At 47.1% G+C, this 23,716-nt stretch carries 22 protein-coding genes; 9 read left to right on the top strand and 13 right to left on the bottom strand.

Annotated elements, in window-relative coordinates:
- The first annotated feature begins 8 nt into the window (after positions 1-8).
- Entirely contained in the window at positions 9-347 is a 339-nt protein-coding gene (locus BM122_RS03590) for a 4a-hydroxytetrahydrobiopterin dehydratase (RefSeq protein WP_074903726.1), read from the top strand.
- Positions 344-1,261: a ribosome small subunit-dependent GTPase A gene (rsgA, locus tag BM122_RS03585; protein ID WP_074903835.1), complete on the top strand. Its 918-nt coding sequence runs from the start codon at positions 344-346 to the stop codon at positions 1,259-1,261. Before BM122_RS03590 ends, rsgA begins: the two co-directional genes overlap by 4 nt.
- 18 nt (positions 1,262-1,279) lie before the next feature.
- Here the strand turns inward: rsgA and glgA are convergent, their stop codons facing one another.
- Genes glgA through hslV form a run of 4 tightly spaced genes read right to left on the bottom strand, consistent with a single transcriptional unit; the run spans position 1,280 to position 5,898 of the window.
- Positions 1,280-2,767, bottom strand: coding sequence for a glycogen synthase GlgA (gene glgA, locus BM122_RS03580; protein WP_074903724.1), 1,488 nt, complete (start codon positions 2,765-2,767; stop codon positions 1,280-1,282).
- Positions 2,768-2,804: 37 nt separating this feature from the next.
- A complete protein-coding gene (locus BM122_RS03575) occupies positions 2,805-3,989 on the bottom strand; it encodes an acetyl-CoA C-acyltransferase family protein (RefSeq protein ID WP_074903722.1) in 1,185 nt (394 codons plus the stop codon).
- A 27-nt stretch (positions 3,990-4,016) separates the two neighbouring features.
- Entirely contained in the window at positions 4,017-5,345 is a 1,329-nt protein-coding gene (hslU, locus tag BM122_RS03570; protein WP_074903720.1) for an ATP-dependent protease ATPase subunit HslU, read from the bottom strand.
- A gap of 31 nt (positions 5,346-5,376) precedes the next feature.
- Positions 5,377-5,898: an ATP-dependent protease subunit HslV gene (gene hslV / locus BM122_RS03565; RefSeq protein WP_074903718.1), complete on the bottom strand. Its 522-nt coding sequence runs from the start codon at positions 5,896-5,898 to the stop codon at positions 5,377-5,379.
- Positions 5,899-6,245: 347 nt separating this feature from the next.
- Between hslV and BM122_RS03560 the strand changes: the two genes are divergently transcribed.
- From BM122_RS03560 to BM122_RS25815, 6 genes are all read left to right on the top strand, one after another.
- Positions 6,246-6,491: a FitA-like ribbon-helix-helix domain-containing protein gene (locus tag BM122_RS03560; RefSeq protein ID WP_074903833.1), complete on the top strand. Its 246-nt coding sequence runs from the start codon at positions 6,246-6,248 to the stop codon at positions 6,489-6,491.
- A complete protein-coding gene (locus BM122_RS03555; RefSeq protein ID WP_074903716.1) occupies positions 6,488-6,886 on the top strand; it encodes a type II toxin-antitoxin system VapC family toxin in 399 nt (132 codons plus the stop codon). The genes BM122_RS03560 and BM122_RS03555 overlap by 4 nt, the downstream gene beginning before the upstream one ends.
- A gap of 652 nt (positions 6,887-7,538) precedes the next feature.
- Positions 7,539-8,009 carry an RHS repeat-associated core domain-containing protein gene (locus BM122_RS23965; protein WP_074903711.1) on the top strand — a complete coding sequence of 157 codons (471 nt, stop codon included), beginning with the start codon at positions 7,539-7,541 and terminating at the stop codon, positions 8,007-8,009.
- A complete protein-coding gene (locus BM122_RS03540; RefSeq protein WP_074903709.1) occupies positions 8,009-8,374 on the top strand; it encodes a hypothetical protein in 366 nt (121 codons plus the stop codon). The genes BM122_RS23965 and BM122_RS03540 overlap by 1 nt, the downstream gene beginning before the upstream one ends.
- Positions 8,375-8,769: 395 nt before the next feature.
- Positions 8,770-8,967: a type II toxin-antitoxin system HicB family antitoxin gene (locus tag BM122_RS03535; protein WP_074903707.1), complete on the top strand. Its 198-nt coding sequence runs from the start codon at positions 8,770-8,772 to the stop codon at positions 8,965-8,967.
- Positions 8,964-9,137, top strand: a complete 174-nt coding sequence (locus BM122_RS25815; protein ID WP_074903705.1) for a type II toxin-antitoxin system HicA family toxin — start codon at positions 8,964-8,966, stop codon at positions 9,135-9,137. The genes BM122_RS03535 and BM122_RS25815 overlap by 4 nt, the downstream gene beginning before the upstream one ends.
- A 141-nt stretch (positions 9,138-9,278) precedes the next feature.
- Here BM122_RS25815 and BM122_RS03525 read toward each other — a convergent pair whose 3' ends face one another.
- From BM122_RS03525 to typA, 4 genes are all read right to left on the bottom strand, one after another.
- The gene (locus BM122_RS03525; RefSeq protein ID WP_083398314.1) at positions 9,279-10,415 is read right to left on the bottom strand and encodes a type III PLP-dependent enzyme; all 1,137 of its coding nucleotides are present in this window, start codon (positions 10,413-10,415) and stop codon (positions 9,279-9,281) included.
- A 379-nt stretch (positions 10,416-10,794) separates the two neighbouring features.
- Positions 10,795-11,574, bottom strand: coding sequence for a tectonin domain-containing protein (locus BM122_RS03520; protein ID WP_074903703.1), 780 nt, complete (start codon positions 11,572-11,574; stop codon positions 10,795-10,797).
- A 310-nt stretch (positions 11,575-11,884) separates the two neighbouring features.
- Positions 11,885-12,523, bottom strand: a complete 639-nt coding sequence (locus tag BM122_RS03515; protein WP_074903701.1) for a DsbA family protein — start codon at positions 12,521-12,523, stop codon at positions 11,885-11,887.
- A 29-nt stretch (positions 12,524-12,552) separates the two neighbouring features.
- Positions 12,553-14,367 carry a translational GTPase TypA gene (gene typA / locus BM122_RS03510; RefSeq protein ID WP_074903699.1) on the bottom strand — a complete coding sequence of 605 codons (1,815 nt, stop codon included), beginning with the start codon at positions 14,365-14,367 and terminating at the stop codon, positions 12,553-12,555.
- 670 nt (positions 14,368-15,037) lie between these two features.
- On the opposite strand from typA, the gene BM122_RS03505 reads away from it, so the two are divergent.
- Positions 15,038-16,405, top strand: coding sequence for a sigma 54-interacting transcriptional regulator (locus BM122_RS03505; RefSeq protein ID WP_218151976.1), 1,368 nt, complete (start codon positions 15,038-15,040; stop codon positions 16,403-16,405).
- Positions 16,406-16,479: 74 nt separating this feature from the next.
- Here BM122_RS03505 and BM122_RS03500 read toward each other — a convergent pair whose 3' ends face one another.
- The 5 genes from BM122_RS03500 to BM122_RS03475 form a co-directional block, all read right to left on the bottom strand.
- A complete protein-coding gene (locus BM122_RS03500) occupies positions 16,480-17,283 on the bottom strand; it encodes an amidohydrolase family protein (RefSeq protein WP_074903697.1) in 804 nt (267 codons plus the stop codon).
- Between the two features lie 217 nt (positions 17,284-17,500).
- On the bottom strand, positions 17,501-19,000 hold the full coding sequence (locus tag BM122_RS03495; protein WP_074903695.1) for a M23 family metallopeptidase: 1,500 nt from the start codon (positions 18,998-19,000) through the stop codon (positions 17,501-17,503).
- A 140-nt stretch (positions 19,001-19,140) separates the two neighbouring features.
- The gene (locus BM122_RS03490) at positions 19,141-19,659 is read right to left on the bottom strand and encodes a hypothetical protein (RefSeq protein WP_074903694.1); all 519 of its coding nucleotides are present in this window, start codon (positions 19,657-19,659) and stop codon (positions 19,141-19,143) included.
- A 191-nt stretch (positions 19,660-19,850) separates the two neighbouring features.
- On the bottom strand, positions 19,851-20,042 hold the full coding sequence (locus BM122_RS03485; RefSeq protein WP_074903692.1) for a hypothetical protein: 192 nt from the start codon (positions 20,040-20,042) through the stop codon (positions 19,851-19,853).
- Positions 20,043-20,489: 447 nt separating this feature from the next.
- Positions 20,490-23,564: a peptidoglycan-binding protein gene (locus tag BM122_RS03475; RefSeq protein ID WP_074903689.1), complete on the bottom strand. Its 3,075-nt coding sequence runs from the start codon at positions 23,562-23,564 to the stop codon at positions 20,490-20,492.
- Positions 23,565-23,716 lie beyond the last annotated feature (152 nt).

Raw genomic sequence — 23,716 nt, 5'->3', positions numbered from 1 at the left:
AGGTATTTATGGCTGATATCTGTGATCTAACGAACAAGCAATGCAAACCCTGCGAAGGGGGTGTGCCTCCTCTTACTGCAGAGGAAGCAAATAAATTAATGCAACAGCTGGAAGGATGGTCGCTGATGACTAATAAAATCAGCAAGACATTTGAATTCAAAAACTACTATCACACCATGGCATTCGTGAATGCGGTGGCATGGCTTTCCCATCGTGAGAATCATCACCCTGACATGATAGTAAGCTATAACAAGTGTCAAGTCGAATATATGACGCATGCTATCAATGGATTGTCTGAAAATGATTTTATTTGCGCTGCCAAAATTGATTGGCTGTTCAAAATTTGAGCTCAAAATATCCTTCTAAGACAAAACTTACTCAGTCACTGACAGGCCAGGTCACTGCTAGCTACGGCAGGCAATATGGCGTCCAAACAAGTGATGGAACATTGTTATCGTGCGTTATGCGCGGCAAGAAAGGCGGCATCGCCTGCGGGGATCAGGTTAAAATCCTCCCTACCACCTCGGGCCAAGGCGTGATAGAGACTGTTTTATCACGCTCAAGTCTGCTCTATCGCAGTGATGCATTTCGTCAGAAACTGATTGCCGCCAACGTCACTCAGCTTATCATCGTAGTCGCTGTGGTGCCTACTTTCAGCGAAGAATTAATCGATCGTTGTCTAATCGCAGCTGAGAATCAGCGTATCAAAGCGCTCATCGTGCTAAACAAAGCTGATTTGCTCGAACAAGCCCGCGCAGCAGCGACTACGTTGTCGTGTTATGGTTCCCTGGGCTACCCTGTCTTGACTATCAGTGCTGCCCAAAATATCGAACCGCTTAGACCTTATCTGCAGGGTCACACCAGCGTGCTAACTGGCCAGTCCGGTATGGGGAAATCAACCATCATCAACGCATTAATTCCAGATGCAAAACGCACCACGATGGAAATTTCCACTGCACTCGATAGCGGGCGTCATACCACGACGCATACGCGCCTCTATCATCTTGATTTAAAAAGTGCCGTCATTGATTCGCCTGGTTTGCAAGAATTTGGCTTGCATCATATTGATAGCAGTGAGCTGGCCGGAGGTTTTGTTGAATTCCGCCCCTATCTTGGGCAATGCCGCTTCAGTAATTGCCGGCACATGACAGAACCGAATTGTGCGTTGTTGCTGGCAGCCCAGGAGGGGAAAATTAATGCACGGCGTCTAGCTACCTACCAAAAACTGATGGCAGCGGCAGAAAATCGGAAAGCGTGGTAAAAGTTGCTTCACTTGCCATCAAACTGGCCCCAGCAATGAATGATAAATTTCACGATATGCCATCGCACTTGCCCGCCAGCTAAAATCCTTACTCATGCCATTTTTCTGTAGCTGCCGCCAAACTGGCTTATTCCGGTAGGCTGTCACCACACGCTGGATGCCGGCTAGAAATGCGCCCGGCGTCATAGCATGGAATTGAAAACCACTTGCACTGCCATCTGCCAGTGTAGCCTCAGTACAATCCACAACAGTATCAATCAAACCGCCGGTAGCATGTACCAGCGGAGGCGTGCCGTAACGCTGACTGTACATCTGATTCAGGCCACAGGGTTCAAAACGCGACGGCATCAGGAAACTGTCAGCACCCGCTTCGATCAGGTGAGATAGCGCTTCGTTAAACCCAATGTGCGCGGCAATCTTGCCAGGATAAGTATCTGTCAGCTTGACCAACTGCTCTTCCAGCATGGCATTTCCACTTCCCAGCAATACGAGTTGGGCAGGTAGCTGCACAAGCTGTGGTGCGAGCTGCAGGATGAGATCATAGCCCTTTTGTTCGGTAAATCGGCTGATAGCGGCAAACAGCAAAATATCACTGTCGGCCTCCAGTCCCGTTATCTGCTGCAGTGCAAGCTTGTTAGCCTTTTTGGCAGCCAGATTATTGCTGGAATAGTTTTTGTTAAGATGAGGATCAGTAGCAGGATCCCATTCCATCGTATCAATACCGTTGACGATGCCATCAATATGCTGGCTGCGTGCAGCCAGTAATCCTTGCAAACCAAACCCAAGCGGCGCCTGCTGGATTTCCCGGGCATAACTGGGGCTGACTGTCGAAATACGATCAGCATAATAAAGCCCAGCCTTCATAAATGACAGATTACCGTAATATTCCACACCGTTCATATTAAAACTGGCAGCAGGTAATCCCAATTGAGTAACTGTTTCTGGCGGAAAACAGCCCTGAAAGGCAAGATTATGGATAGTCATCATGGTAGCTGCTTTTTTCCCGGGATGAAAATGAAGGTAAGCAGGCGTCAACCCACTTTGCCAATCATTGCAATGTGCGATGTCAGGAAACCAAGTCAGCGGACTGGCATCACTTGCCAGTATGGCGCCCATTTTTGAGAGCAAGCCAAAACGCAAGGCGTTGTCCGACCAGCCTTGCCCAGCGGTATCGAGATAAATTCCGCCTTCACGTTGATACAATGCAGGGCAGTCGATGATGTATACCGGTATATTCTCCGAATGGTTGACTGACAGTTTGGCTGACCATAGCGTAACAGGTGAAAAATGGTGGAGATCATTGAATGTAGCTACTTTCCGTTTGTATTTGAGCCCTGACATAACGGCGGGATAGCCAGGCAATAACAAGCGTATATCTACGTTCAATTCACGCAAAGCAGTGGGTAATGCGGCGCTGACATCACCCAGGCCACCGGTCTTACACAATGGATAGACTTCTGGCGTAATAAACAATACTTGCAGATCATGACGGGAAGAGGGAGACATGTTTGCTCAATAAACGGTTACATAACATGGGTAGCCATTAAAGTCGCTCAAAAATCGCGGCAATCCCTTGCCCACCGCCTATACACAGCGTTACCAGGGCATAGCGTCCGCCTGTACGATGCAGTTCGTAGATCGCCTTGATTGATAAAATGCAACCGGTTGCCCCAATCGGATGCCCAAATGCCACGGCAGCCCCATTAGGATTTGTTTTGGCGGAATCAAATCCAAGTTCACGCGCGACGGCACAGGCTTGCACAGCAAAAGCTTCGTTCGATTCAATCACATCCATATCGGCGAGCTTGAGCCCTGCACGCTTCAGTGCCTGCTTGACAGCAGGGACCGGGCCGATGCCCATATAGCTTGGATCAACGCCCGCATAACCATGAGCAACGAGGCGCGCCAACGGCTTCAGATTCTTTTGCTCAGCTGTTCGCGCATGCATGAGCACCATAGCCGCTGCACCATCATTGATACCGGAGGCGTTACCTGCAGTGACGGTGCCATTCTCCTCAAAGACGCTGCGAAGCCCAGCCAGTTTTTCCAGGTTAACCTGCTCGCGCGGATGTTCATCGGTATCGACCAGCGTCATTCCCTCACGCACGGAAATTTCAATTGGCAGGATTTGCGTTTTAAAATAACCCTGCTTGATGGCAGCAATTGCACGCCGATGACTCTCCATAGCAAACTGGTCCTGTTCTTCGCGGCTGATTCCCCATTTCTTGGCAATGTTTTCCGCCGTCACACCCATATGAACTTGATCGAACGGATCAGTCAAAGCGCCGACCATCATATCTACCGCTTGACTATCTTGCATGCGCTGCCCCCAGCGAAGCGCCGGTAACAGATAACCCGCTCGACTCATCGATTCAACGCCACCCGCAACCGCCACCTCAGTATCGCCTAACAAGATCAGATGAGCAGCGGATAGAATGGCCTGCAAACCGCTGCCACAAACTCGATTCAAGGTCAGGGCTGCAGTAGATTGCGGCAAGCAGCCCTGCAGGGCTGCTACACGAGCGAGATACATATCGCGTGCCTCCGTGTGGATCACCTGACCAAAAACCAAGTGACCAACCTCAGTAGGGTCAACACGCGCGCGTGCGACAGCTTCGCGTACCACCTTCGCCGCTAAAGTAACCGGAGCGACACTCTTCAGCGCCCCGCCGTAATCACCGATTGCGGTGCGCACCCCACTCAGTATCACAACCTCATGTGCTGGCACGAGACATCCTCTTTCTATTGGAGGTTTCTAAAGTACATATCTGGCCAAATCCTCACTTTGAGAGAGTTCTTTGAGACGCGAATCAACATAAACCGCATCGATGACGATCGACTCGCCGCTGCGCTTGCTCGCATTGAAAGAGATTTCTTCCAGCAGCTTCTCCATGACTGTATGCAGTCTTCTGGCCCCGATATTCTCGGTTTTCTCGTTGACAAAATAGGCAATTTCCGCCAATCGCTTGATGGCATCCTCGGCAAAACTCATCTCGATCCCCTCTGTTTTCAGAAGCGCCTGATATTGCCTGGTCAGACAAGCATCGGTATTGGTGAGAATCTGTTCGAAATCGGCTGCGCTCAGACTTCCCAATTCCACCCTGATCGGAAAACGCCCCTGCAATTCGGGAATCAGATCGGAAGGCTTGGAGAGATGGAATGCGCCGCTGGCAATGAACAGGATGTGATCAGTTTTGATCATGCCATACTTGGTAGAAATCGTGGTCCCTTCAACCAGCGGCAATAAGTCACGTTGCACCCCTTGCCGCGACACATCAGCACCTGATGCTTCAGAGCGACTGGTGATCTTGTCGATTTCATCAAGAAACACAATGCCATTCTGCTCGACATTCTGCACAGCACGCAGCTTCAGTTCTTCGTCATTGATAAGCCGTGCAGCTTCTTCTTCGATCAGGATTTTTTTGGCTTCGCGTATCGTGAGTTTGCGCGTTTTCTTTTTCCCACCTCCGATGGTCTGGAACATACCCTGAATCTGTGACGTGAGCTCTTCCATTCCTGGCGGTGCAAAGATTTCCATGCTCGCCTGTGGGATAGCGACCTCGATTTCTATTTCCTTGTCATCCAGTTCGCCTTCACGCATTTTTTTGCGGAATTTTTGCCGGGTTGCGCTGCTCTCCTCGCTCTCTGCTCGAAAATCGAGATCGCGCGCAGGTGGTAATAATACATCGAGAATCCGTTCTTCCGCACGATCCTCCGCCAGCGGGCGCATTTTTCTGATTTCCCGTTCACGTCCCTGCTTGATGGCGGATTCTACTAAATCGCGAATAATGGAATCGACATCGCGTCCAACATAACCCACCTCCGTAAACTTAGTCGCTTCCACCTTGATAAACGGCGCATCTGCGAGCTTCGCCAACCGTCGCGCAATCTCTGTTTTACCGACGCCGGTGGGACCAATCATTAGGATATTCTTGGGCGTGATTTCCTGTCGTAGCGGATCACCCACTTGCTGTCTGCGCCAGCGATTCCTGAGCGCAATCGCAACGGCGCGCTTGGCGCTAACTTGGCCGATGATATGTTTGTCCAGTTCGTGAACAATTTCCTGTGGGGTCATTTGTGACATAGTAATAGCTTCTCAGAAGGAGTGAATCAAATTAATCGAGCGACTCAATAACGTGAACCTGATTGGTATAAATATCGATATCACCCGCAATGGTCAGTGCTTTGGCAATAATCTCCTTAGCAGGCAAATCGGTATTTTCCAACAACGCCCGCGCCGCTGCCTGGGCATAGGCACCACCGCTGCCAATGGCAGCCAGGCTCATTTCTGGCTCAATCACATCGCCCGCTCCAGTGATGATCAGAGTGGCCTCTCCATCCGCTACCACCAGCATTGCCTCAAGGCGCCGTAAAATACGGTCGGTGCGCCAATCCTTCGCGAGTTCAACCGCAGAGCGCATGAGATGGCCTTGATGTTTTTCCAGCTTGCCTTCAAAACGCTCAAACAAGGTAAAGGCATCCGCGGTTCCACCCGCAAACCCTGCCAGAATCTTGCCATGATAAAGCCTACGCACCTTGCGCGCGCTGGCTTTGGCAACGACCGTACCGAGCGTTACCTGACCATCGCCTCCCAATGCAACTTGTTTGCCCCGTCGTACGGATACTATGGTGGTCATGTGTCTTAATCTATTTCTGAAAAAGATCAATTATAACGCTGATTCAAAAGTGACACGTAGTCGAAATAATGAGAATCGATTACTTTTGCAAAAAGTATCAATTATTTCAAAAAATGTGGCCAAGCATGTTTATCGATAGTTTGAAAAAACCTCATGAGTTTTAAAACCTGAATCCGATTTTCCGCAGATCCTGAACTTGTTACATAATCTAATGCAGTCAATTGTTATCGCCTACATAAAGGAGGGGCAAGATGTCAAAAGCAGCTTGATTCTATTAGGGCGCAACAAAATTGACAGAGAAATCATATAAAACCATAATGGTTCCTAAACGGTTTCTAATCATGATTATGCCCACGACACTAACACTAAAGAATATTCCTGATGAATTATATAAGCGCCTCAAAGCATCGGCTGAAGCGCACCGACGTAGCCTAAATAATGAAGTGATTGTATGCCTTGAAACAGTATTGCTCCCGGAGCGAATATCAGTGGAAGAGCGTTTGACACGAGCAAGAGCGCTTCGAAACAGCCTGCCAAAGGATAAATTTCAGCCACAGGATATTGATTCACTCAAACGCGAAGGACGGCCATGATTGTGGTAGACACCAACATCATGGCCTACCTTTACTTATCAGGTGACTTCACACATCTTGCAGAAACGCTGCTTCAACATGAGCCTGAATGGGCTGCTCCTGTACTGTGGCGCAGCGAGTTTCGCAATATTCTAGCTGGATACATGCGGCGGCGTTATTTAAGTTACGAACAAGCCAGAGATATCCAGGCAGAAGCAGAAAACCTTCTGCTGGGGTTAGAGTTTGAAGTTGATTCTCATAGCGTCCTAGCGCTCGTGCGTGACAGTGACTGCTCAGCCTATGATTGCGAGTTTGTAGCCCTTGCTATGAAGCTGGGTACAACTTTATATACGATGGATGCAAAGCTGATACAAGCATTTCCACATCATACCACTGCATTGACAGCTCAAATATAGGTATCTGATCATGGCACGTACTTTCCTGATCGATATAAGACCCGCGTCGAAGGCATGCTTCAAGCGCACTGGCGTTGGGACTATACGTTGGCCCAAGTAAGTGAACATTTTGGTGTAAGCGACGGACCATCAGCCAGGCGGTCAAACAGGTTGAAAAGGGGGAACAGAAATGTCAAATGTAAGGCCTGACCCCCGAGATGCCGAGACATACGTTTACCTATAATACGCATGGGTTGCGTACCACAATGGTGACACCTGATGGCACAACGGTTTTTCATTATGACCTGAATGGCCAGTTGATTGCTGAAACCACTGAAACCGGTAGCCTCATCCGTATTTATATCTGGGCAGAAGATATTCCCATTGCTCAAAAGGATACCGCTTTGACCTACCTGCATGTTGATCATCTCAACACGCCGCGCGTGGGTACAAACACCAGTGGTGTTATCGTCTGGCAATGGGATAGTGATGTCTTCGGCAGCACTACACCCAATGAAGACCCCGATGGCGATGGGATAGCCACTCATGTGAACCTTCGTTTCCCTGGGCAGTATTATGTCAGGAAACGGGACTTCACTATAACTATTCCAGAGATTACGCCGCAAGCACTGGTCGTTATATTACGTCTGATCCTGTTGGGCTTGAAGGTGGATTGAACACTTACGCCTATGTTGGGAACAATCCAATTAACTTAACTGATCCTTATGGTCTTTGGGCTATCGGCGATCCGCTGCCACAAGGGGTAGTTGATGCAACAGCAGGTTTTGGGGATGCACTTTCTCTTGGGTTCACAGATTGGATTCGCGAACAGATGGACACTAATAACGTCGTAGACAAGTGCTCCGGCGCCTATTCTAATGGGACTTATGCCGGGCATGGTTTGGGAGCAAGCCTTGCGGGTGCTGGCCTATATCGAGGTTACCAACTTGGTTGGGAATTATCAATTGGAAAAAATTTTAGGGTTGCACCTTTTGGAAATAGAACAGGCCATTCGATTGGGCGCTTTCCTCATTATCATCGAAGAGGCGTAGATTCTGTGACTGGTCAAACAAGGCCAGGTCAGGGTATTGGAAGACATCGTCCTTGGGATACTACTGATAATTCATTTGGGGATCGCTTCTGATGAGGGCTCCTATTATTGTCGTCGAGCATGGCGATGTCGCAATATTTAACTCAGCGGCGAATGCTGAAATATGGTTAGAACCCATAGATGTGAAAAATGGTGAGTATGTCGCTTACGACAGGGATGGACGTCTGCTGCAACTTGTTATAAAACTGATAGAAAAACCATCGTTCATTGGCGAAGTGAAATCCATTGAATCTGTAAAAATTAGTGGTGCTGAGGAAGGTGTTAACCATGTAATCGCTTTACGGAAAGCATTAATAAATTTTTTTAAGAAAACTGAAGCCTATAACCAAAATGATGAATCGCTGCCATTAAATGAATTAGTTAATAAAGCAGTCAATCAGTACGGATATGCCAAGTAATTCCATTTCTACTTCATAAGTGAAATAATAGAAGTAGCTTATGAAAGGAGATATAGCGCTATTTCGGGGGCAGGCCTTACATTTGACATTTCTACCCTTTCCTTTCAACCCATTTGAGTATTTGGCTCACGATCGTGCCGCTCACAATAGAACGGGGCCAGGTCGCGAATGCGGAATTCGATCTATTTAAATGCTTTCCCCAAAGCTTTCTCGAATAAAGAAGGCAAGCCTCATTTAAAAAATCATATTTTATGCATAATGCTCACAGGTTTATGATAGGGTTTTATTGGATTTATTTAAATCTTTTATTTTGGAGATGCAAACGTTGACATAAGGTTATGGTGCTGATTTTTGCGAGAGCAAATCACTTTACTTGATACTTAAAAGGTAAATGAATGAATAAAACTGTAATGGCTTTTACATACTGGCAAGACGGCGAGATGTGGTTAGGTTACCTTGATGAATTTCCTGATTATATGACGCAAGGGGAATCGCTCGAGGAATTAAAGGAAAACCTGAAAGATATTTATAAGGAGCTGACAGATGGTCATATTCCTGCAGTCCGGCACCATGCAGAACTTAACGTGTTGTGAAGAGAAGAGACTTGATCGTAAGGCTGGAGGAAATGGGATGTATTTTGATCCGCCATGGTGGAAAGCATGATTGGTATCAAAATCCAGAAACAAAAGTTTCTCAGCCTATACCATGTCATCGTGAAATCAAAAAGTACTTGGCTAAGCATATCATTAAGGAATTAAGTTAATCTCTTCTAGATTTAATTCGCCCGTAGCTCTTGCTACGGACTACATCGGGGTAAGGGCCGTAGGGCGTAGTAGGCGAAGCCGTATTGCGCCGCTATGACCAGATTTAACATTCTTGGCTACACGAAGCTATCTTCTACTCTCTACGGTATCAAAACCACTTCTGCTGGCGGTATGCCGTTGAAGTTAGTAGCTGTCGTCCAGGAATAGGCTCCAATGTTTTCACAATAGATAAGATCTCCGATCTCCAATTCTGGCATATCCTCGCTCACTGATATGATGTCCAGTGAATCACAGGTAGGTCCAGCAAGGGTGGTTATTTGCGTGACTCCTCTACGAAAGGTATGGTACTGGTATTTCGCATGATCGAAGATGATGCCGGACAGTGAGCCATACACGCCATCGTCAAGATAGTACCAATGCTTATTGCCACGAATCGATTTGCCCACCACCTGCATAACCAAATAGCATGCTGGCCCAACGAACGCCCGGCCTGGCTCAGCGATCACTTGGACATCCGGACCGAACAAGCGTTTCAATTCCTTCTTTATTTGAATCGACATGGGAGAGAAGATATCCTTGTCCTGGTCAAAGTGTCGGATCGGAAAGCCGCCACCGATATCGAGAATTTCCAGGGGCAACTGCTTAAGCTTAGCCTCATTGAATATCATTGACGCCATTTCAAGGGATGCAAGATAGTTCTCCTCGTTGGTACTTTGCGACCCAACGTGGAAACTCACTCCCACCGGTTTGAGTTTCATTTGAAAGGCTTTGATAAGGAGAGGAATCGCATCGGTCGGCTCGGCCCCGAATTTTAAGGACAGCTCGACGAGCGAGCCGACATTCGGCACCTTTATCCTTATCAAGACGTGCGCACCCGGCGCATATTTCGCGATCTTGTTGAGCTCGTATTCTGAATCGAATGTCATTAACCGCACACCATGCTGGGCCGCAAACTGCAAAGCCTCGGGCCGCTTGACTGTGTTCGCAAAGATTATGCGATCGGGTTTGACGCCGAGATCGAGAACCGCTTCCATCTCCTGCATCGACGCAACGTCAAAACCGATTCCGTACTCTGCAAGTATCTTCAACACGAAGGGATGGCTGTTCGCTTTTACCGCATAGAACGGATTAACGCTTGGCAGTAGCGTCTGAAATTTCTTCACCTGCTCGATGAGTAGGCTCTCGCTAATCAAAAATAGCGGCGTACCGTGCTTTTTCGCAAGGGAGGTGATGGTTTTTTTCAACTCTGTTGTGTTTTTCTTCATCGGCAGGCCCATTTACAAGGCCTTACAGTTGGCATTTCTATTTTCTCTTTTCAGTCTGTTCCACTGTCCGGCTCACAGGACTGTACGGCTGTAGAGTGCAATAGGCGAAACTATATTGCGCCGCCATGACAAGGTTTAAACTTCCGGCTACTAAAAGATATAAATGCTCTTTTTGAATCAAATTTTATAGCCATGCTAAGCGGTAACAAAAACCCAAGCAATAATTTAATTGCATACATTTTTTATGGACATGCATACCTCATATCTGCTTTCAGATAACAAGTTTTAGCCCATGCCGGACACACCAGGGCACATACGCTTCGCTATTGCACCCTACGCAAGCTGCGAGAAGGCTGACTAGAGCAGTATCTGGTTTAATTAAAAAATGGAATCAGAACTGAGGAGAAAAGAATTTATGCCATAGTGTGCCATCGAAGCTGACGACCCAGGCGCCTCTGTTCCTGGCATCGATATTTTTCAAACCACCGACTTCTTCGTATAGAATGAAAGTAATGCCATCATCTGATGAGCTCGATACCGTTCCATCTTTTCCGCTGAACCAGATCAAACCGTTTGGTGCGATGGCAATATCTTCTATACCGTTTGCCGCTGTTTTGTTCCAATTTCCCGCGGCCAGATTCCACAAGGTACCATCGGATTTAACTGCCCATACCATATTTTCAGATTTAACAGAAATCCGACTAAAATCACTTCCCTCAATCTGCATGAAGCGCTGCCCTTGATCGCTACTAAACCATATGGTGCCATTTTTTCTAACTACCCAAACTTTTTTGCTATCGAGGGCAATAGCCACATCTTCTATTTCCTTTGCTGCTGTTTCGCTCCAGCTATCTGTGGCAAATTTCCACAATGTCCCATTGGATTTAACTGCCCATACCACACCATCCGGTCCAACAGATATTCGGCTAAAACCGCTTGTCTCAATCTGTGTGAGTGAGGAGGCGTAGATATTATCCGACTTCCAGACTGCGCCGTTCTTATCGGTCAGCCAGATGATGCCGTCAGGCGCGACAGCAACATCTTTCATTCCGCTTATTGCTGTACGACTCCAGATTTCAGCCTGAGCTAACGAAGAATACATTCCACATAATAGTAGAAATGTGATCAGCAAACTTCGCAATAAGCACCCTTCTCGATGAGCAAATATCATTGGTAAACCTCCCCAGTTTTTCAGCAATCCTGAATCAATCGGAACTCGGCAAGTTATGCAACAGAGAGGCCAGTTCTATATTCAATAACATGTGATACAGTTCATAAAATCTAGATCTGTAGACCTGGCCATCAATACATAGTATAGCAGAGAGCAGACTCTCTACTCCCCTTACGCGTGTTTACGTGCTCCTCGGTACTAATTCCATTTCCAAATCAAAAATGATGCGAAGGCGAGCCGCAGACAGTATAAATAATACGGCAAGGTGAAGCCGACAAAGTCAGTTTTGATTTAGAAATGGAATAAATGATCAGCCATGACTATTAGGCGTATTTAACCAGATATCGATGCGCTGACTTATGGCTTGAATAGTGCAATAGCCATTAGTCAGCAAATGAAGGCCGGTAATATCCTGTCCGATAACGGTGGGAAAACCTCGAACTCCCCATTGAATAGCCTGGTGAAAGTGATCCTGTGTTGTCTGCTTAGCAACATCTGACGCAAACACTTGCGAGAATGGTTCGGCAGAGATACCTACCTCAGTCGCGAGTTGAATCAGCACTTTGGGTTGGGTCACATTGGCTTGTTCAACGTAAAAAGCATGTTGAATGGCAGCGAGTAACGGAAAGGTATACGATGAATCGATGAGCGTAGCGCTGACCAGAGCGCGGCACGCGGGTTCGGTATCGTAAATGAATCCCGCTGGCAGAGCACCTTTAAACATGAAGGGTTGTCCGGTCACACGCTGTACGTTATGCCAGTGCTGCAGTATCTCTGCACGTTTCCCGGGTGCAAGCGGTTCGGTGGTGCCGGCACGCAGCCCGCCCACTACCAGCTTGATCGCCAGGCGCTCGCCATAATTACGCCTGATTGCTTCAATGACGGGTGAAAACCCCCAGCACCAGGAGCACATCGGATCAGCGATATACCACAATGTGCGTCCATTCATGTCGGCAGGTAAAGACAGAAAAAGATAGTTTATGCGGCCGTGCGCGATGCTCTTTTACGTTCATGCTCCAGCAGAAAGCGTTTACGTATCCGAATGCTTTTGGGCGTAATTTCTGCCAATTCATCATCCGCAATAAATTCAATAGCAGACTCCAAAGTCAGTTGGATCGGTGGTGTCAGCACCACGGCTTCGTCATGGCCGGAGGCACGAATATTGGTTAATTGCTTGCCCTTGATCGGATTAACCACCAGATCGTTATCGCGGCTATGAATTCCGATCACCATGCCTTCATAAACCGGATCACCCGGGCTGACAAACATGCGTCCCCGCTCTTGCAGTTTCCAAAGGGCATAGGCGACTGCTTCGCCATACTCGGCAGAAATCAGCACCCCGTTTCTGCGTGCTGCAATTTCCGAGCGCATCGGTGCGTATTCATCGAAAACATGACTCATCATGCCGGTACCACGCGTCATGGTCATGAATTCAGATTGGAAGCCAATCAGACCCCGTGCAGGGATACGATAATCCAGTCTGACCCGGCCATGCCCATCCGATACCATATCAAGCAAATCGCCACGCCGCATCCCCAGCGCTTCCATCACGGCACCCTGATTTTCTTCATCGACATCCACCGTGAGCACTTCGAAAGGTTCGCATTTTTCCCCATTAATTTCACGAATCACCACTCGGGGGCGCGAAACAGCTAATTCATAACCCTCGCGCCGCATATTCTCCAATAAGATCGTCAAATGCAATTCGCCACGCCCGGAAACTAGGAAAGAATCAGTCTCACCCGTTTCTTCCAGCTTGAGCGCCACATTGGTGAGCAGTTCTTTTTCCAGACGCTCGCGTAACTGGCGGCTGGTGACAAATTTTCCTTCTTTGCCCGCAAAGGGAGAGGTATTGACCTGAAAAGTCATGGACAGGGTTGGCTCATCTACCTTCGGCATTGGTAATGCTTCAGGATGATCGACATCTGCCAGGGTAGTGCCGATGCTGAGCTCTTCAATTCCGTTCACTAACACGATATCGCCTGCTAATGCTTCACTCAGCGGCACACGTTCCAGGCCGCGGAAACCAAATACCTGGTTGACGCGCGCTTTCTTGGGGGTTTGATCTCCGGTCATAACCATCACCTCCTGAGCAGGCTTGAGTCGTCCGCGCGTAATCCGACCCACGCCAATGCGCCCAACAAAGCTGGAATAATCAAGTGCATTGATTTGCAATTGCAGCGGTTCGTCAGGATTACCAGAAGGTTCAGGCACATGCCTGAGAATGGTTTCGAACAACGGTCGCATATCCGGGCTGGTTTGCTTCGGATCCAACGTGGCAAAGCCATTGAGTGCGGAGGCATACACGACTGGAAAATCCAGCTGCGCTTCCGTTGCATTCAATTTATCAAACAGATCAAAAGTATGATTGATCACCCAATCCGGTCTCGCACCAGGACGATCGATTTTGTTAATGACGACAATCGGCCGTAGCCCCAGCGCCAACGCTTTTTTGGTGACAAAACGTGTCTGCGGCATCGGCCCTTCCACGGCATCCACTAGCAACAACACCCCATCCACCATGGACAACACACGCTCGACTTCACCGCCAAAATCGGCATGCCCAGGCGTATCGACGATATTGATATGCACACCCTCATAATCGACTGCGCAATTCTTGGAAAAAATCGTGATGCCACGCTCACGTTCGATATCGTTGGAATCCATGACGCGTTCGGCGATGGTCTGATGCGCGGCAAACGTCCCTGCCTGATGCAGCAATTTGTCTACCATAGTAGTTTTGCCATGATCAACGTGAGCAATTATTGCGATATTACGGAGTGGGCGTGACATATAATAAGTACCTAAGAATTAACTTGAAATGGATGCGGACAAAAATAATTATACACTAAATCAGTGACATAATCAGTTATTGTGACTACCCCTAAACTTGAGCTATTCCGCTAATCTTTTTCAGTAAGAATGCGATTCACTGTAGTGGCTGCACATCTGTTTAAGGTACGCGTATTAAAAAACTGAAAAAGATTATCAACTGTTAATTTATCGCCGAGATTCGAGCAGTGGTAATCATTCATTTCTTGATTGATGATTGATCCAATTAGATAGTCAAATGTTTCATAACTTTCCAGAATAGCTGAGAAATTAGCTTGTTTATAACGTATTGCGAAGGTACTTCTGAGCGATCACATGGGTGATTTTGTATATTTCTGCCAATGAGAAATTGAAATTGTATGCAAATGTATGGTTGCCCATCTATTTATTATTCATTAGTATCACGAGGCTATAAAGCTAATGACATAGAGTGATTATCAATATTTATAGCATTACTCAAAAAAGAAGAGATGAGCGAGATACCGAATCAGAACAAACCCTCGTAAGATTAATGACACACTGACGTTAACTCGAAAGATCCAATTCAATTATTAGTTTAGGCAAATTCTATTTTCCTCTTTATTTAAGCGTGCTCTTCCTCTTCGAGAATACTGAATACTGGAGGTATTAGATGACTATCAAAGTCTGGTTTCGCTGGATGGGTCGCTGTCAGAAACAAGCTGCAGGTGAAATTGTTGATCGATTGAATCAACAGGACATCGAAGTTCAAGACTATGATAATGGTTTTTCCTGTATTGCAGGAGTGATTTTTAGTAATGAGGTTACGCCAAAAATCTGCAAGCAATTACGCGAACTTAGCCGTAATGGCCAGATAGCCGTGCTTGCCTGTTGTCATACGACTATTCCGGGTGATGCCGTCTGGCAGCTATTGGAAGCAGGCGCTTCTGACGTCTTGGTGAGCTCGCAAGATAACACCCTCATCCATGAGATCATTTCTCGTCTCCAACGCTGGGGGGCGGTGCATCGTTTGGTATATTCACCCGCAGTGCAAAATGTATTAGTGGGAGAAAGCCAGGTCCTGAAGACGATTCTACGTCAAGTGGTGGAAGTAGCCCATTTCACCGATGCTTCGGTTTTGATCCTTGGAGAAAGCGGTACCGGTAAGGAATTGCTGGCAAATCTCGTGCATGCCTTGGATCCCCGTCCGAACAAGGGCAATTTGGTCATCCAGGATTGCACCACGATCGTGCCGGAATTATCCGGCAGCGAGTTCTTCGGTCATGAGCGGGGTGCTTTTACTGGCGCGGTGTCTTCCCGTGATGGGGTGTTCGCGCTCGCCAACGGCGGCACGCTATTTCTCGATGAAGTAGGGGAACTTCCTCTGACACTGCAAGCCCAGCTATTGCGGGTTATACAAGAACATACCTTCAAACGCGTCGGTGGCAATGCTTGGCAGCGAACTTCCTTCCGCTTGATTTGCGCCACTAATCGCGACCTTTGGGCACAAGTGCAACGCGGTGAATTCCGCGCTGATCTCTATTACCGTATCGCTAGTTATATTTGTCATTTGCCGCCTTTGCGGGAGCGTCCTGAAGACATTCTTCCCTTGGCCAATCACTTCCTGAAGGTATTCCTCCCCAATCAAGACCCCCCTGAGCTGGATGCTCCGGTACAGGAATACCTGCTGCGCCACGAATACCCTGGCAACGTACGTGATCTCAAACAGGTTGTAGCACGTATGCTCTGCCGTTACGCCGGGCAAGGAGCAATCACGGTAGGCTGCATCCCTCCGGAAGACCGACCAAATCATACTAATTGCTGGAGCACATGGTGCGACGATGGCTTTGAGCGTGCTATCCGCGTCGCCTTGACGCGTGGTGTAAGTCTCAAAACCATCAGTCGGGAAAGTAAAAACATTGCTATCCGAATTGCTGTGGATGAAGCTAGCGGCAACCTGCAAAAAGCCGCTCAGCGTCTGGGCGTTACTGACCGCGCACTTCAGATGCGGCGGGCAGCGCAGCGGCAGGAAAACTTTTAGCGTATTTCACGAAAATAACCAACTTACGCGACATGATAGACGGACAATATGCTCTATCTCACATGACCAATAAGCTAAAACCGAGCGTTTTCAGTAATCATTTTCGCTGAATTAGCTAACTTGCCTGTCGCTATTAATGATTTGCCATTTTTAGCTACGCTGATTAAATTTAGAAAATTTCCTCCTGAAATTAAGTTTTCCTGGGATGGCGGCAGTCCTAATGCCTTGATCTTGGTCAGTTCAACTCCAGGATGCAGCCACGGCCCGTCGGAGCCAAACAAGAGTTTATTTGCTCCCGCCCGTTTGACGGCTTGTTTCAGCAAATCAAAGCGCCGTATGCCAGAGGTATCAGCGTAGATATTCGGATGGCGAACCAGATGGTCGATCACAGCAAGTTGAGCACGCCAGTCGTCGGCAAAACTGCCGAGATGCGGAATGATGAAGTTAACATCAGGATATTCTTGAGCAAGTAGCTCGCAGACAGATACCTCACCCGCTACATCGTACAGCACCGGCAAGTTGTAAATGCGCGCAGTTGCACAGATCTCGCGTGTAATGGGGGCATCATGGCGGTGAACTTTGATGCCCACGAAACCATAGCACTCAACGGCAACCTTGACCAGTTCATGCACACGTCCCCGATCACGTGCAGGATGAACAAAAGCAAAGCCGAAAAAACGCTTAGGATTACTCGCTACGATGCGTGCCACCTCTTCATTGGCTATGGCATAGTTTGAATGAAAAGCGGCAAACAGTACCGTTTTGTGTATTCCTGCTGCTGATGCGCGTCGCAGATAATCGTGCAATGATGCCCTGGTGTCCCAGGGGCCAGTCAAGCCATCGCCTGTTCCAGCATGGCAGTGGCAATCAATGATCACGGTGCACCTCCCTTTAAGGAATTAGAATGGATGTGCCATCTCAAAAAATAGAATATTTGCTTAGGAATAGCCGATGAACTGTCCATTTCAGTCATGAAATGTAGTTCCTTCAAAAAGCTGGCGTAGTCCCTATGCAAGTATGATATTTTCATAGCATTTGAAATGAGTATTAAGGTTAAAGACTGCATTATCCAAACTTCACCACGCTGCACTATGGCTATGGGATGCCGGATTCGCTCACCCGCAGCTCATCGACCAGTACAATCGCTTTCTTTCCAGCCGGCGATCGAGCAATGCCAGCCCGCAGAATCGATGGCTCATTAACTGTCGAATCCCAGTTAAGACGGACACGCTCTTCTAGTACGCCATCATTGTCCAGATAAAGCACCGCGGTACTCTCGCGAGTTCCAATCCGCAGCAGATGCAATCGCCATCGACGCCACTCATCGAGTTTAATAATTGCCGAACTGTTTTCGAGCTTTGAGTCATTTGCCACGATTCCTGCTAACAGCAAACCTCCCTTGTGACAGATAATACGTGCCGCAACGCTCAAGTTCTCGCCATCATGAAAACGAAGCAACTGGATCGATTCATCCCCTTTCAAATCCAACGTTGTTGGCTTAAACCGGCCTTCGGCAACCCACTCAAAGCGACCAGTCGGCAACGTTAGTTCGATACCTGCGCGCTGTGGGTTGGTCTCCGTTGTCGAGTTATCGATGCAGAGCATGCCGCGCGTACCTGAGTGAGCAGCGGTGGCATCGTTTGTCACCGTCGTGCCGCTCCCCGTGGTACTTCTCACGCGTCTCCAGCCTGCGGGCGGCATGACGCCATCTTCGAAATCAACAAACTCATCTGTTGCGGTCTGATTTGGAACGGGAATGGGCGCACTCATAACCATATTGCCGCCAACATCGCAAACACGGGCGATAAGAGTATCGCACTCGTCGGGTAAGTTGCGCACCAGAATGCCATAGCGAAGGTCAGTTCGTGGATGTTTTGGATCATTCATACGGGACTTCTGATAGCCTTCCACCCCAATATCGTTGGTAAATATCAATGTGTCGCTGTTTCCTCTCTTCTTGCTGATGGTTGCCTTGTCGTGAAAATCAACGACTCGGGTGTTAATTAGCTGGGAACCGCTCAGAAGGTCCACTTCGACCCTGAGCAAATCGCCCTCTGATTTGTTAGAGGTGCCGAATAAGAGTCGCGTTGTCATACCCATCCCAAACCGGTTGAAGCGATCGATAACCGGTGCAGTAAAATTCATCGTGTTAAAATAAGGGAGATACCGCAAAGGGTGACGGCTAGTTTGCGCCTTGGAATCAGGCGTGTCTTGCAGAAACTCAATATGTAAATGTGGATACGTCGCATCATCCTCACCGACAGTGCCGAGCTCCTGACCCTGCACGACATTCGCACTGGGTGTCACATCCTCGTTGATGCTGTCGAGATGCAGGTGGACAAGATATATTTTCCCGTCATTGGGGTCGTCGACCTCGAGGACAATGTGGCGCGAACTGTACCCATCCTGACCTTTATTTCCGGCAAAGCGCACTGTTCCCTCGCGCATAGCATAAATCTTTGCGCCCTTCTCGGCCGGCAGGTCTATGCCATCGTGGAAATCCCACCGATTAGTATTGATGCGTGGCCCGAATGAAGTATTCATGGCATTGGGCATGGAGCTCCTGCTGAGCGGCCAAATGTAATCTGCACCCATTTTTTCCTCCTCTCAATTCTACGAAATGGCTTAGCATGAACAGATTTCGCTCGAAAGATTTCAGTGATTCATTGCATACTGCTTTCGGCATTCCATCCATGCGATGGAAATGCTAGACCCCATCACGAATCGATCACCGTCTAAGCGGGCGCGATCCTGGTTACCGTTCCCTTCGAACCCCGGTACATAAGCGCTCCGTCCTCAACAAGCAAGATTCCCCCATCAGCAGGATTCACGGACGGAGCGACCGAAGCATTGGCAATCGCGATTACACCCTGCCCTGCTCCAAATTGGCTAGTGGTTCCTAAACCGATATTGCCACCCACGGCCCGTCGCTGAAACACGGCGATGGTCTCGAAGCTGGTATCACTCGCGTTGCGGCCGTTGATCTGAAGCTTGTCCGACTGAACGGCAATCTCATATTTTTCTGCAGGAGCTATTTGATCAGTTTCGACGAACTCGATGTCAGGATTTTGGTCATCGATCCTAATGGAGGCAGCACCTCCATGTTCACCTGCTTGTTTGATATGTAACACGGGTTGGTTATATTCCGGATTTGTGGCCTTTAATAAAAGCACAGCAGACGCAGAATCAAGATGGCCGTCATTCGTCGTGATAACAAGGGCACCCTCGTTCGATTTGGTAGAAATAGCCGTCATCGTATTTTTCCTGTAAGTTAGCGTACTGTTTTAGGCAGAAGACAACCCATCACAATCCTCCATTACAAAATCTTGTCCGCGACCCGATATTCCCGTTTAGTGGGATTCCAAACTTGCCGTTACGTTAAAAGGTGTCCAATTAAAAAGTGAAATACCTCCGTGAAACAGCGATTAAGCTTTTCGTTATCCTCTCAGAACTGAGCATGGCGCCGCACGAAGTTGATGATCGCGAACGCTAAATCCTCGATCAGGCGCAGGCGTTTCCGTTCACACTCAATTTCACTTTCGCCGTCCTGACAGAGACAGATCGTGTCGGCGAGCTCAATTTGAATAGAGTTGATGCATCTTTTTCCGTAGCGTTGAACGGAAAATCTCCCATCCACTGAAGTGTTCTCCTTCCCCTTAGCGTCCGCGGGCGAGAAATCGGACTGAAAGGCCTTGAGCAATCCTTGCAGGCGTGCTCTCCGACTTTCGCACATCAAAGCTCTGGATTTTTACGGTTCCATCATGTGGGCAGGTCAAGATCACCGGCATGGTGCCACGATGTCTATTCATCAGGCGGTCTTGCTCATAGATTAAAGTTTGCATAAATTATCTCCTCGCGCCATGTCAGCGCTTTTTGGTGGTGTCAAGCTGCAATTGCAGGCCGAGTTGCTTGTCATCCAGGCAGGAAGCGACAACCACCTTCGGTAAGAAATATTCTGAATAATCGCGGACGTACAATGCCATCGCAAGTCTTCAGCCACTTGGCAATTCTTGGATCATTGTTGGTGACCGAAACGTAAAAATTATGCCCTGTGCTATATCCAATATACCTGTCGGTTCCCACTTTATCCAAGGGCCGCGACACGTTGACCGATATTTTGGAAATGTTTGTCAGGCGTATATTCACCGTATTTTTTCTCTCTCAATAAATATCTAGCTTGTTCTTTTACATTTTTGCTGTATGCGATACGTGCTTTTTCGATGTAGTAGCCGACACCTGTTGGTCGCATATCGAAGTGCATCATATCGCCGTAATGACCGCCCCAATGCAAGCCCATGGCCTCCATGCCAACGACAAAACGTTTATCAAAATTCAGGATTGCATTTTTCTTGAAATAACCTTTATATTTACCACGCGCAAGGAATCCTGCGAGGTTATTTAGGTTGCTCTGAATTTTTGTTTTTGCTTCCGATAAAGTTAATCTACGCCAGTCAGACGATTGTGAATCTCGTAGGTATTTCAAAAGTTCAGTTGGACTGTCTAATAATTTGAAATAATTCTCCAAGACAGTATCCAGCGCCTGAACATAATCGAATCTGTCTTTAAATTTTCCTCTTGTTTCTTTTTTATAGGCCAATACTTCTGTATTCATCAACAGGGCGGCACTTTTTAAGACATTGTTGAGAGCGTTGATGTCATTTTCTGATTCGATGTAAGGATTTCCAAGATAATTGACATCAACAGCCAAGCCAAACATGTGCATCGAGAATGTAGCGGTTGAGGACGTTTTTCTTGATCCCGAAATGCCTTCTTTACTGTTATTCAACAATATATCGCCTGTTTTTTCCGCACTGCTGCTCCCTAAGATTTTAATAAATTCCCCTTCGATGGTTTTCAACAGTTTCGCCATTTCGATATGAATGTATTGTCCATCCTTAAACCGTCGGCCTAAAAAGGTAATGCGTGTGAACTGTCTGAACCATGTGTCGGGATTCAGTTTTATGGCAATATCTTTTTTCTTATCCTTGAGGGCTATTTCTCGTGCCTTGCGGATAATCTCAGGTAAAAAAACTGCGGGAGCTTCCTTGATAACAACGTAATTCCCTTTTTTAGGTAAACCTGCACTGGCGAGTTTGATTTTACCCTTATAAAGTTCCACTTCCGTTAGTGGGTATTTTGCTGTGGGATTAAATTCGTAATTATGTACAAGGAAAGGCGACTTCGAGGTTTGCATCGTCATACGTCTGTGTGAAGGAAATCTTAATATAACCTCTCTTTGTCGAGCTGGAGATTGTGACAATGATGCAACTTGTTTTACTCGACAAGGTGTATTTTGAATTCGTTCTTTAAGGTAAATGATAGGAACCCAGAAGTGTGGACCTGCATTAGATTTTTTTAAGAGTGGTTGTGTTTTAACCCAATCGGCAAAATCTTTTTTTTTCCACCCATGCACGCAAACATTTTGAAGATTCCGCTCCTTGCTAAGTTTTTCGAGTATTTTCGACCTGCTTGCTGTGTCGTAATAATATATAAAGAGCTTTGCATTTCGATGAGACATTGCCCAATCAGCCCACCTCTTTTCTACTTCCCCATACATACTATCGAAGCCCCAGCATTCCGATATTTTTAACGTGTTCGAGCTTCCCTGCAATTCAGCTATCCGCAACATCGGACTTCCACCACCGGAATGTGCGGCAAGAATTATCCTGCTAATATTTTTGACTTCTTGCTGTGAGCTCTTGCTTACAAAGTGTTTGTTCAATGCGGCTAAGATCTTAGATAAAAAGCTGTCAAATCCTTTGGCAGTTGTCAGATTTCCTGCTTGTGAAAGTGGGCCAAGTGTAGGCGCGACGAATATGACATTTTGCTCACTTGCGCTTACCTCTTCGCGTAACGCAAAGAAGGGAAACTTGCTACCGTTCCAATAATCATCAATTGTGGCGGCGTTTCCCGGATACGCACCTTTATGTCCATGAAGATAAATAATAATATTCACTTCTTTTTTGGGAACATAAGCTTGTGGGATAAAAATGCCGGTCATTGGTTGGATTTTGAAAAACTTTGCGTCTGGCGTTGGTTTACCTGTTTTTTTGTCAACTTTGTTTGGCGCAATGTTTATCCCAAGACCGATCTTGACGCAAAGGGTATCACCGAGCAAAGTTTTTTTGCAGTTTAAAAGCATGGGTACAGACGGGGCATCTTGTATCTCAAACTCTTGCTCATCACTGTTACCGTAGTATGCTTCCCACCCAAGTTCGGGAGCACTCTTATCACTTTCTTTGCTTAGAGATTTATTGGCTTCCAGTTTTTTAAGCCAATCACCAGCTTTTCTCAGCATTTCATCAGCGTTGTGGATACCCTGTTGTGGGTCACGTTTTATTTTTTTCTTAAGTCTGCCTCGATTCTTTAGGTCTAAAGCGTAGCTTGTGATAGCAGCCCAGCTCGAAGGTTTAACGCCGTGTGTATGCATATCTGCAAGAATTTTTTCAGGACCAGAAGGTATCCAATGATGTAGCTTCACTACTTTCCAAAACACTTCGCCATGATTTGGAAGCCCATATTTTTTAACAAGAATGTTCGTTCTCGCAATAAAATAATTTATCAGTTTCACTCCGCTTTGAATCGAATGGTCTTCATCATAGCTGAGCAGTTGATGATTTTTTATTCCACGGTTTTTTGCTTCACCGGGATAAATCTGGAAGTAACCTCTTTCACAAAGATTAGTAATTCTGCCAATTTGTCTTCCCGATTCGATCTCGATCCAACCTAATAGAATGTGAAGAGGAATGTTGCCTCTGTACTTATTAAGTTTTTCGATGAGCGTTTCCGCTTTCGTAGGCGAACATGGCAGTTGCTTCAGCTCAGGGGGTCGACTCGCCCCCTTGGAAATGAGCGTTTTTTCCGTGATAGGGCCAAACTCTCCATCGGGCTTTAAACCATATTGTTTTTGAAAACTTTTAATCGCACGAAGTGTGAGGCTGTCGTGAAAACCATCTTCTCTAAGCTTTGTTCCGGTCTTTATAAGTTGATTTAATGACTTTTGCACCCATTGGATGTAATTTGGGCTACACCAATCATTCTTACATTTTTTTCCTATTGCGAATTCGAGCTCGTTTCCATTCTTTTCCTCAAATAAATCGGATTCGAATTGTGGATCTAACTCAAATGGTTCATTCCGTAAAAGAAATTGATATGTCATGGTACATCTCCTCTCACAAGCTCGTTTGATTATTGGGCCAACTCACAGACAGACGCATCCGACGCGGGCATGAAGTCAGCATGAAACTCACTCCGTCTCCATTTTTCCTTTCATGTTTGTACCCTCTGGCAAAGCTCTACTTTTTCGTACGA

The organism is Nitrosomonas communis, from assembly GCF_900114745.1.
Classification (GTDB): Bacteria; Pseudomonadota; Gammaproteobacteria; order Burkholderiales; family Nitrosomonadaceae; genus Nitrosomonas; species Nitrosomonas communis_A.
The sequence above is the reverse complement of the archived record's forward strand: the minus strand, read 5'-3'. Positions and strand labels throughout refer to the sequence as shown.

Coding starts and splice junctions, on each gene's coding strand:
- glgA (WP_074903724.1), bottom strand. CDS start 2,767: ATGTCTCCCTCTTCCCGTCATGATCTGCAAGTATTGTTTATTACGCCA.
- BM122_RS03475 (WP_074903689.1), bottom strand. CDS start 23,564: ATGACATATCAATTTCTTTTACGGAATGAACCATTTGAGTTAGATCCA.
- BM122_RS03525 (WP_083398314.1), bottom strand. CDS start 10,415: ATGGGCCTGCCGATGAAGAAAAACACAACAGAGTTGAAAAAAACCATC.
- BM122_RS03560 (WP_074903833.1), top strand. CDS start 6,246: ATGCCCACGACACTAACACTAAAGAATATTCCTGATGAATTATATAAG.
- typA (WP_074903699.1), bottom strand. CDS start 14,367: ATGTCACGCCCACTCCGTAATATCGCAATAATTGCTCACGTTGATCAT.
- BM122_RS03490 (WP_074903694.1), bottom strand. CDS start 19,659: ATGACGGCTATTTCTACCAAATCGAACGAGGGTGCCCTTGTTATCACG.
- hslU (WP_074903720.1), bottom strand. CDS start 5,345: ATGTCACAAATGACCCCACAGGAAATTGTTCACGAACTGGACAAACAT.
- hslV (WP_074903718.1), bottom strand. CDS start 5,898: ATGACCACCATAGTATCCGTACGACGGGGCAAACAAGTTGCATTGGGA.
- BM122_RS03520 (WP_074903703.1), bottom strand. CDS start 11,574: ATGATATTTGCTCATCGAGAAGGGTGCTTATTGCGAAGTTTGCTGATC.
- BM122_RS03590 (WP_074903726.1), top strand. CDS start 9: ATGGCTGATATCTGTGATCTAACGAACAAGCAATGCAAACCCTGCGAA.
- BM122_RS03540 (WP_074903709.1), top strand. CDS start 8,009: ATGAGGGCTCCTATTATTGTCGTCGAGCATGGCGATGTCGCAATATTT.
- BM122_RS03555 (WP_074903716.1), top strand. CDS start 6,488: ATGATTGTGGTAGACACCAACATCATGGCCTACCTTTACTTATCAGGT.
- BM122_RS03515 (WP_074903701.1), bottom strand. CDS start 12,523: ATGAATGGACGCACATTGTGGTATATCGCTGATCCGATGTGCTCCTGG.
- BM122_RS03495 (WP_074903695.1), bottom strand. CDS start 19,000: ATGGGTGCAGATTACATTTGGCCGCTCAGCAGGAGCTCCATGCCCAAT.
- BM122_RS03535 (WP_074903707.1), top strand. CDS start 8,770: ATGAATAAAACTGTAATGGCTTTTACATACTGGCAAGACGGCGAGATG.
- BM122_RS03505 (WP_218151976.1), top strand. CDS start 15,038: ATGACTATCAAAGTCTGGTTTCGCTGGATGGGTCGCTGTCAGAAACAA.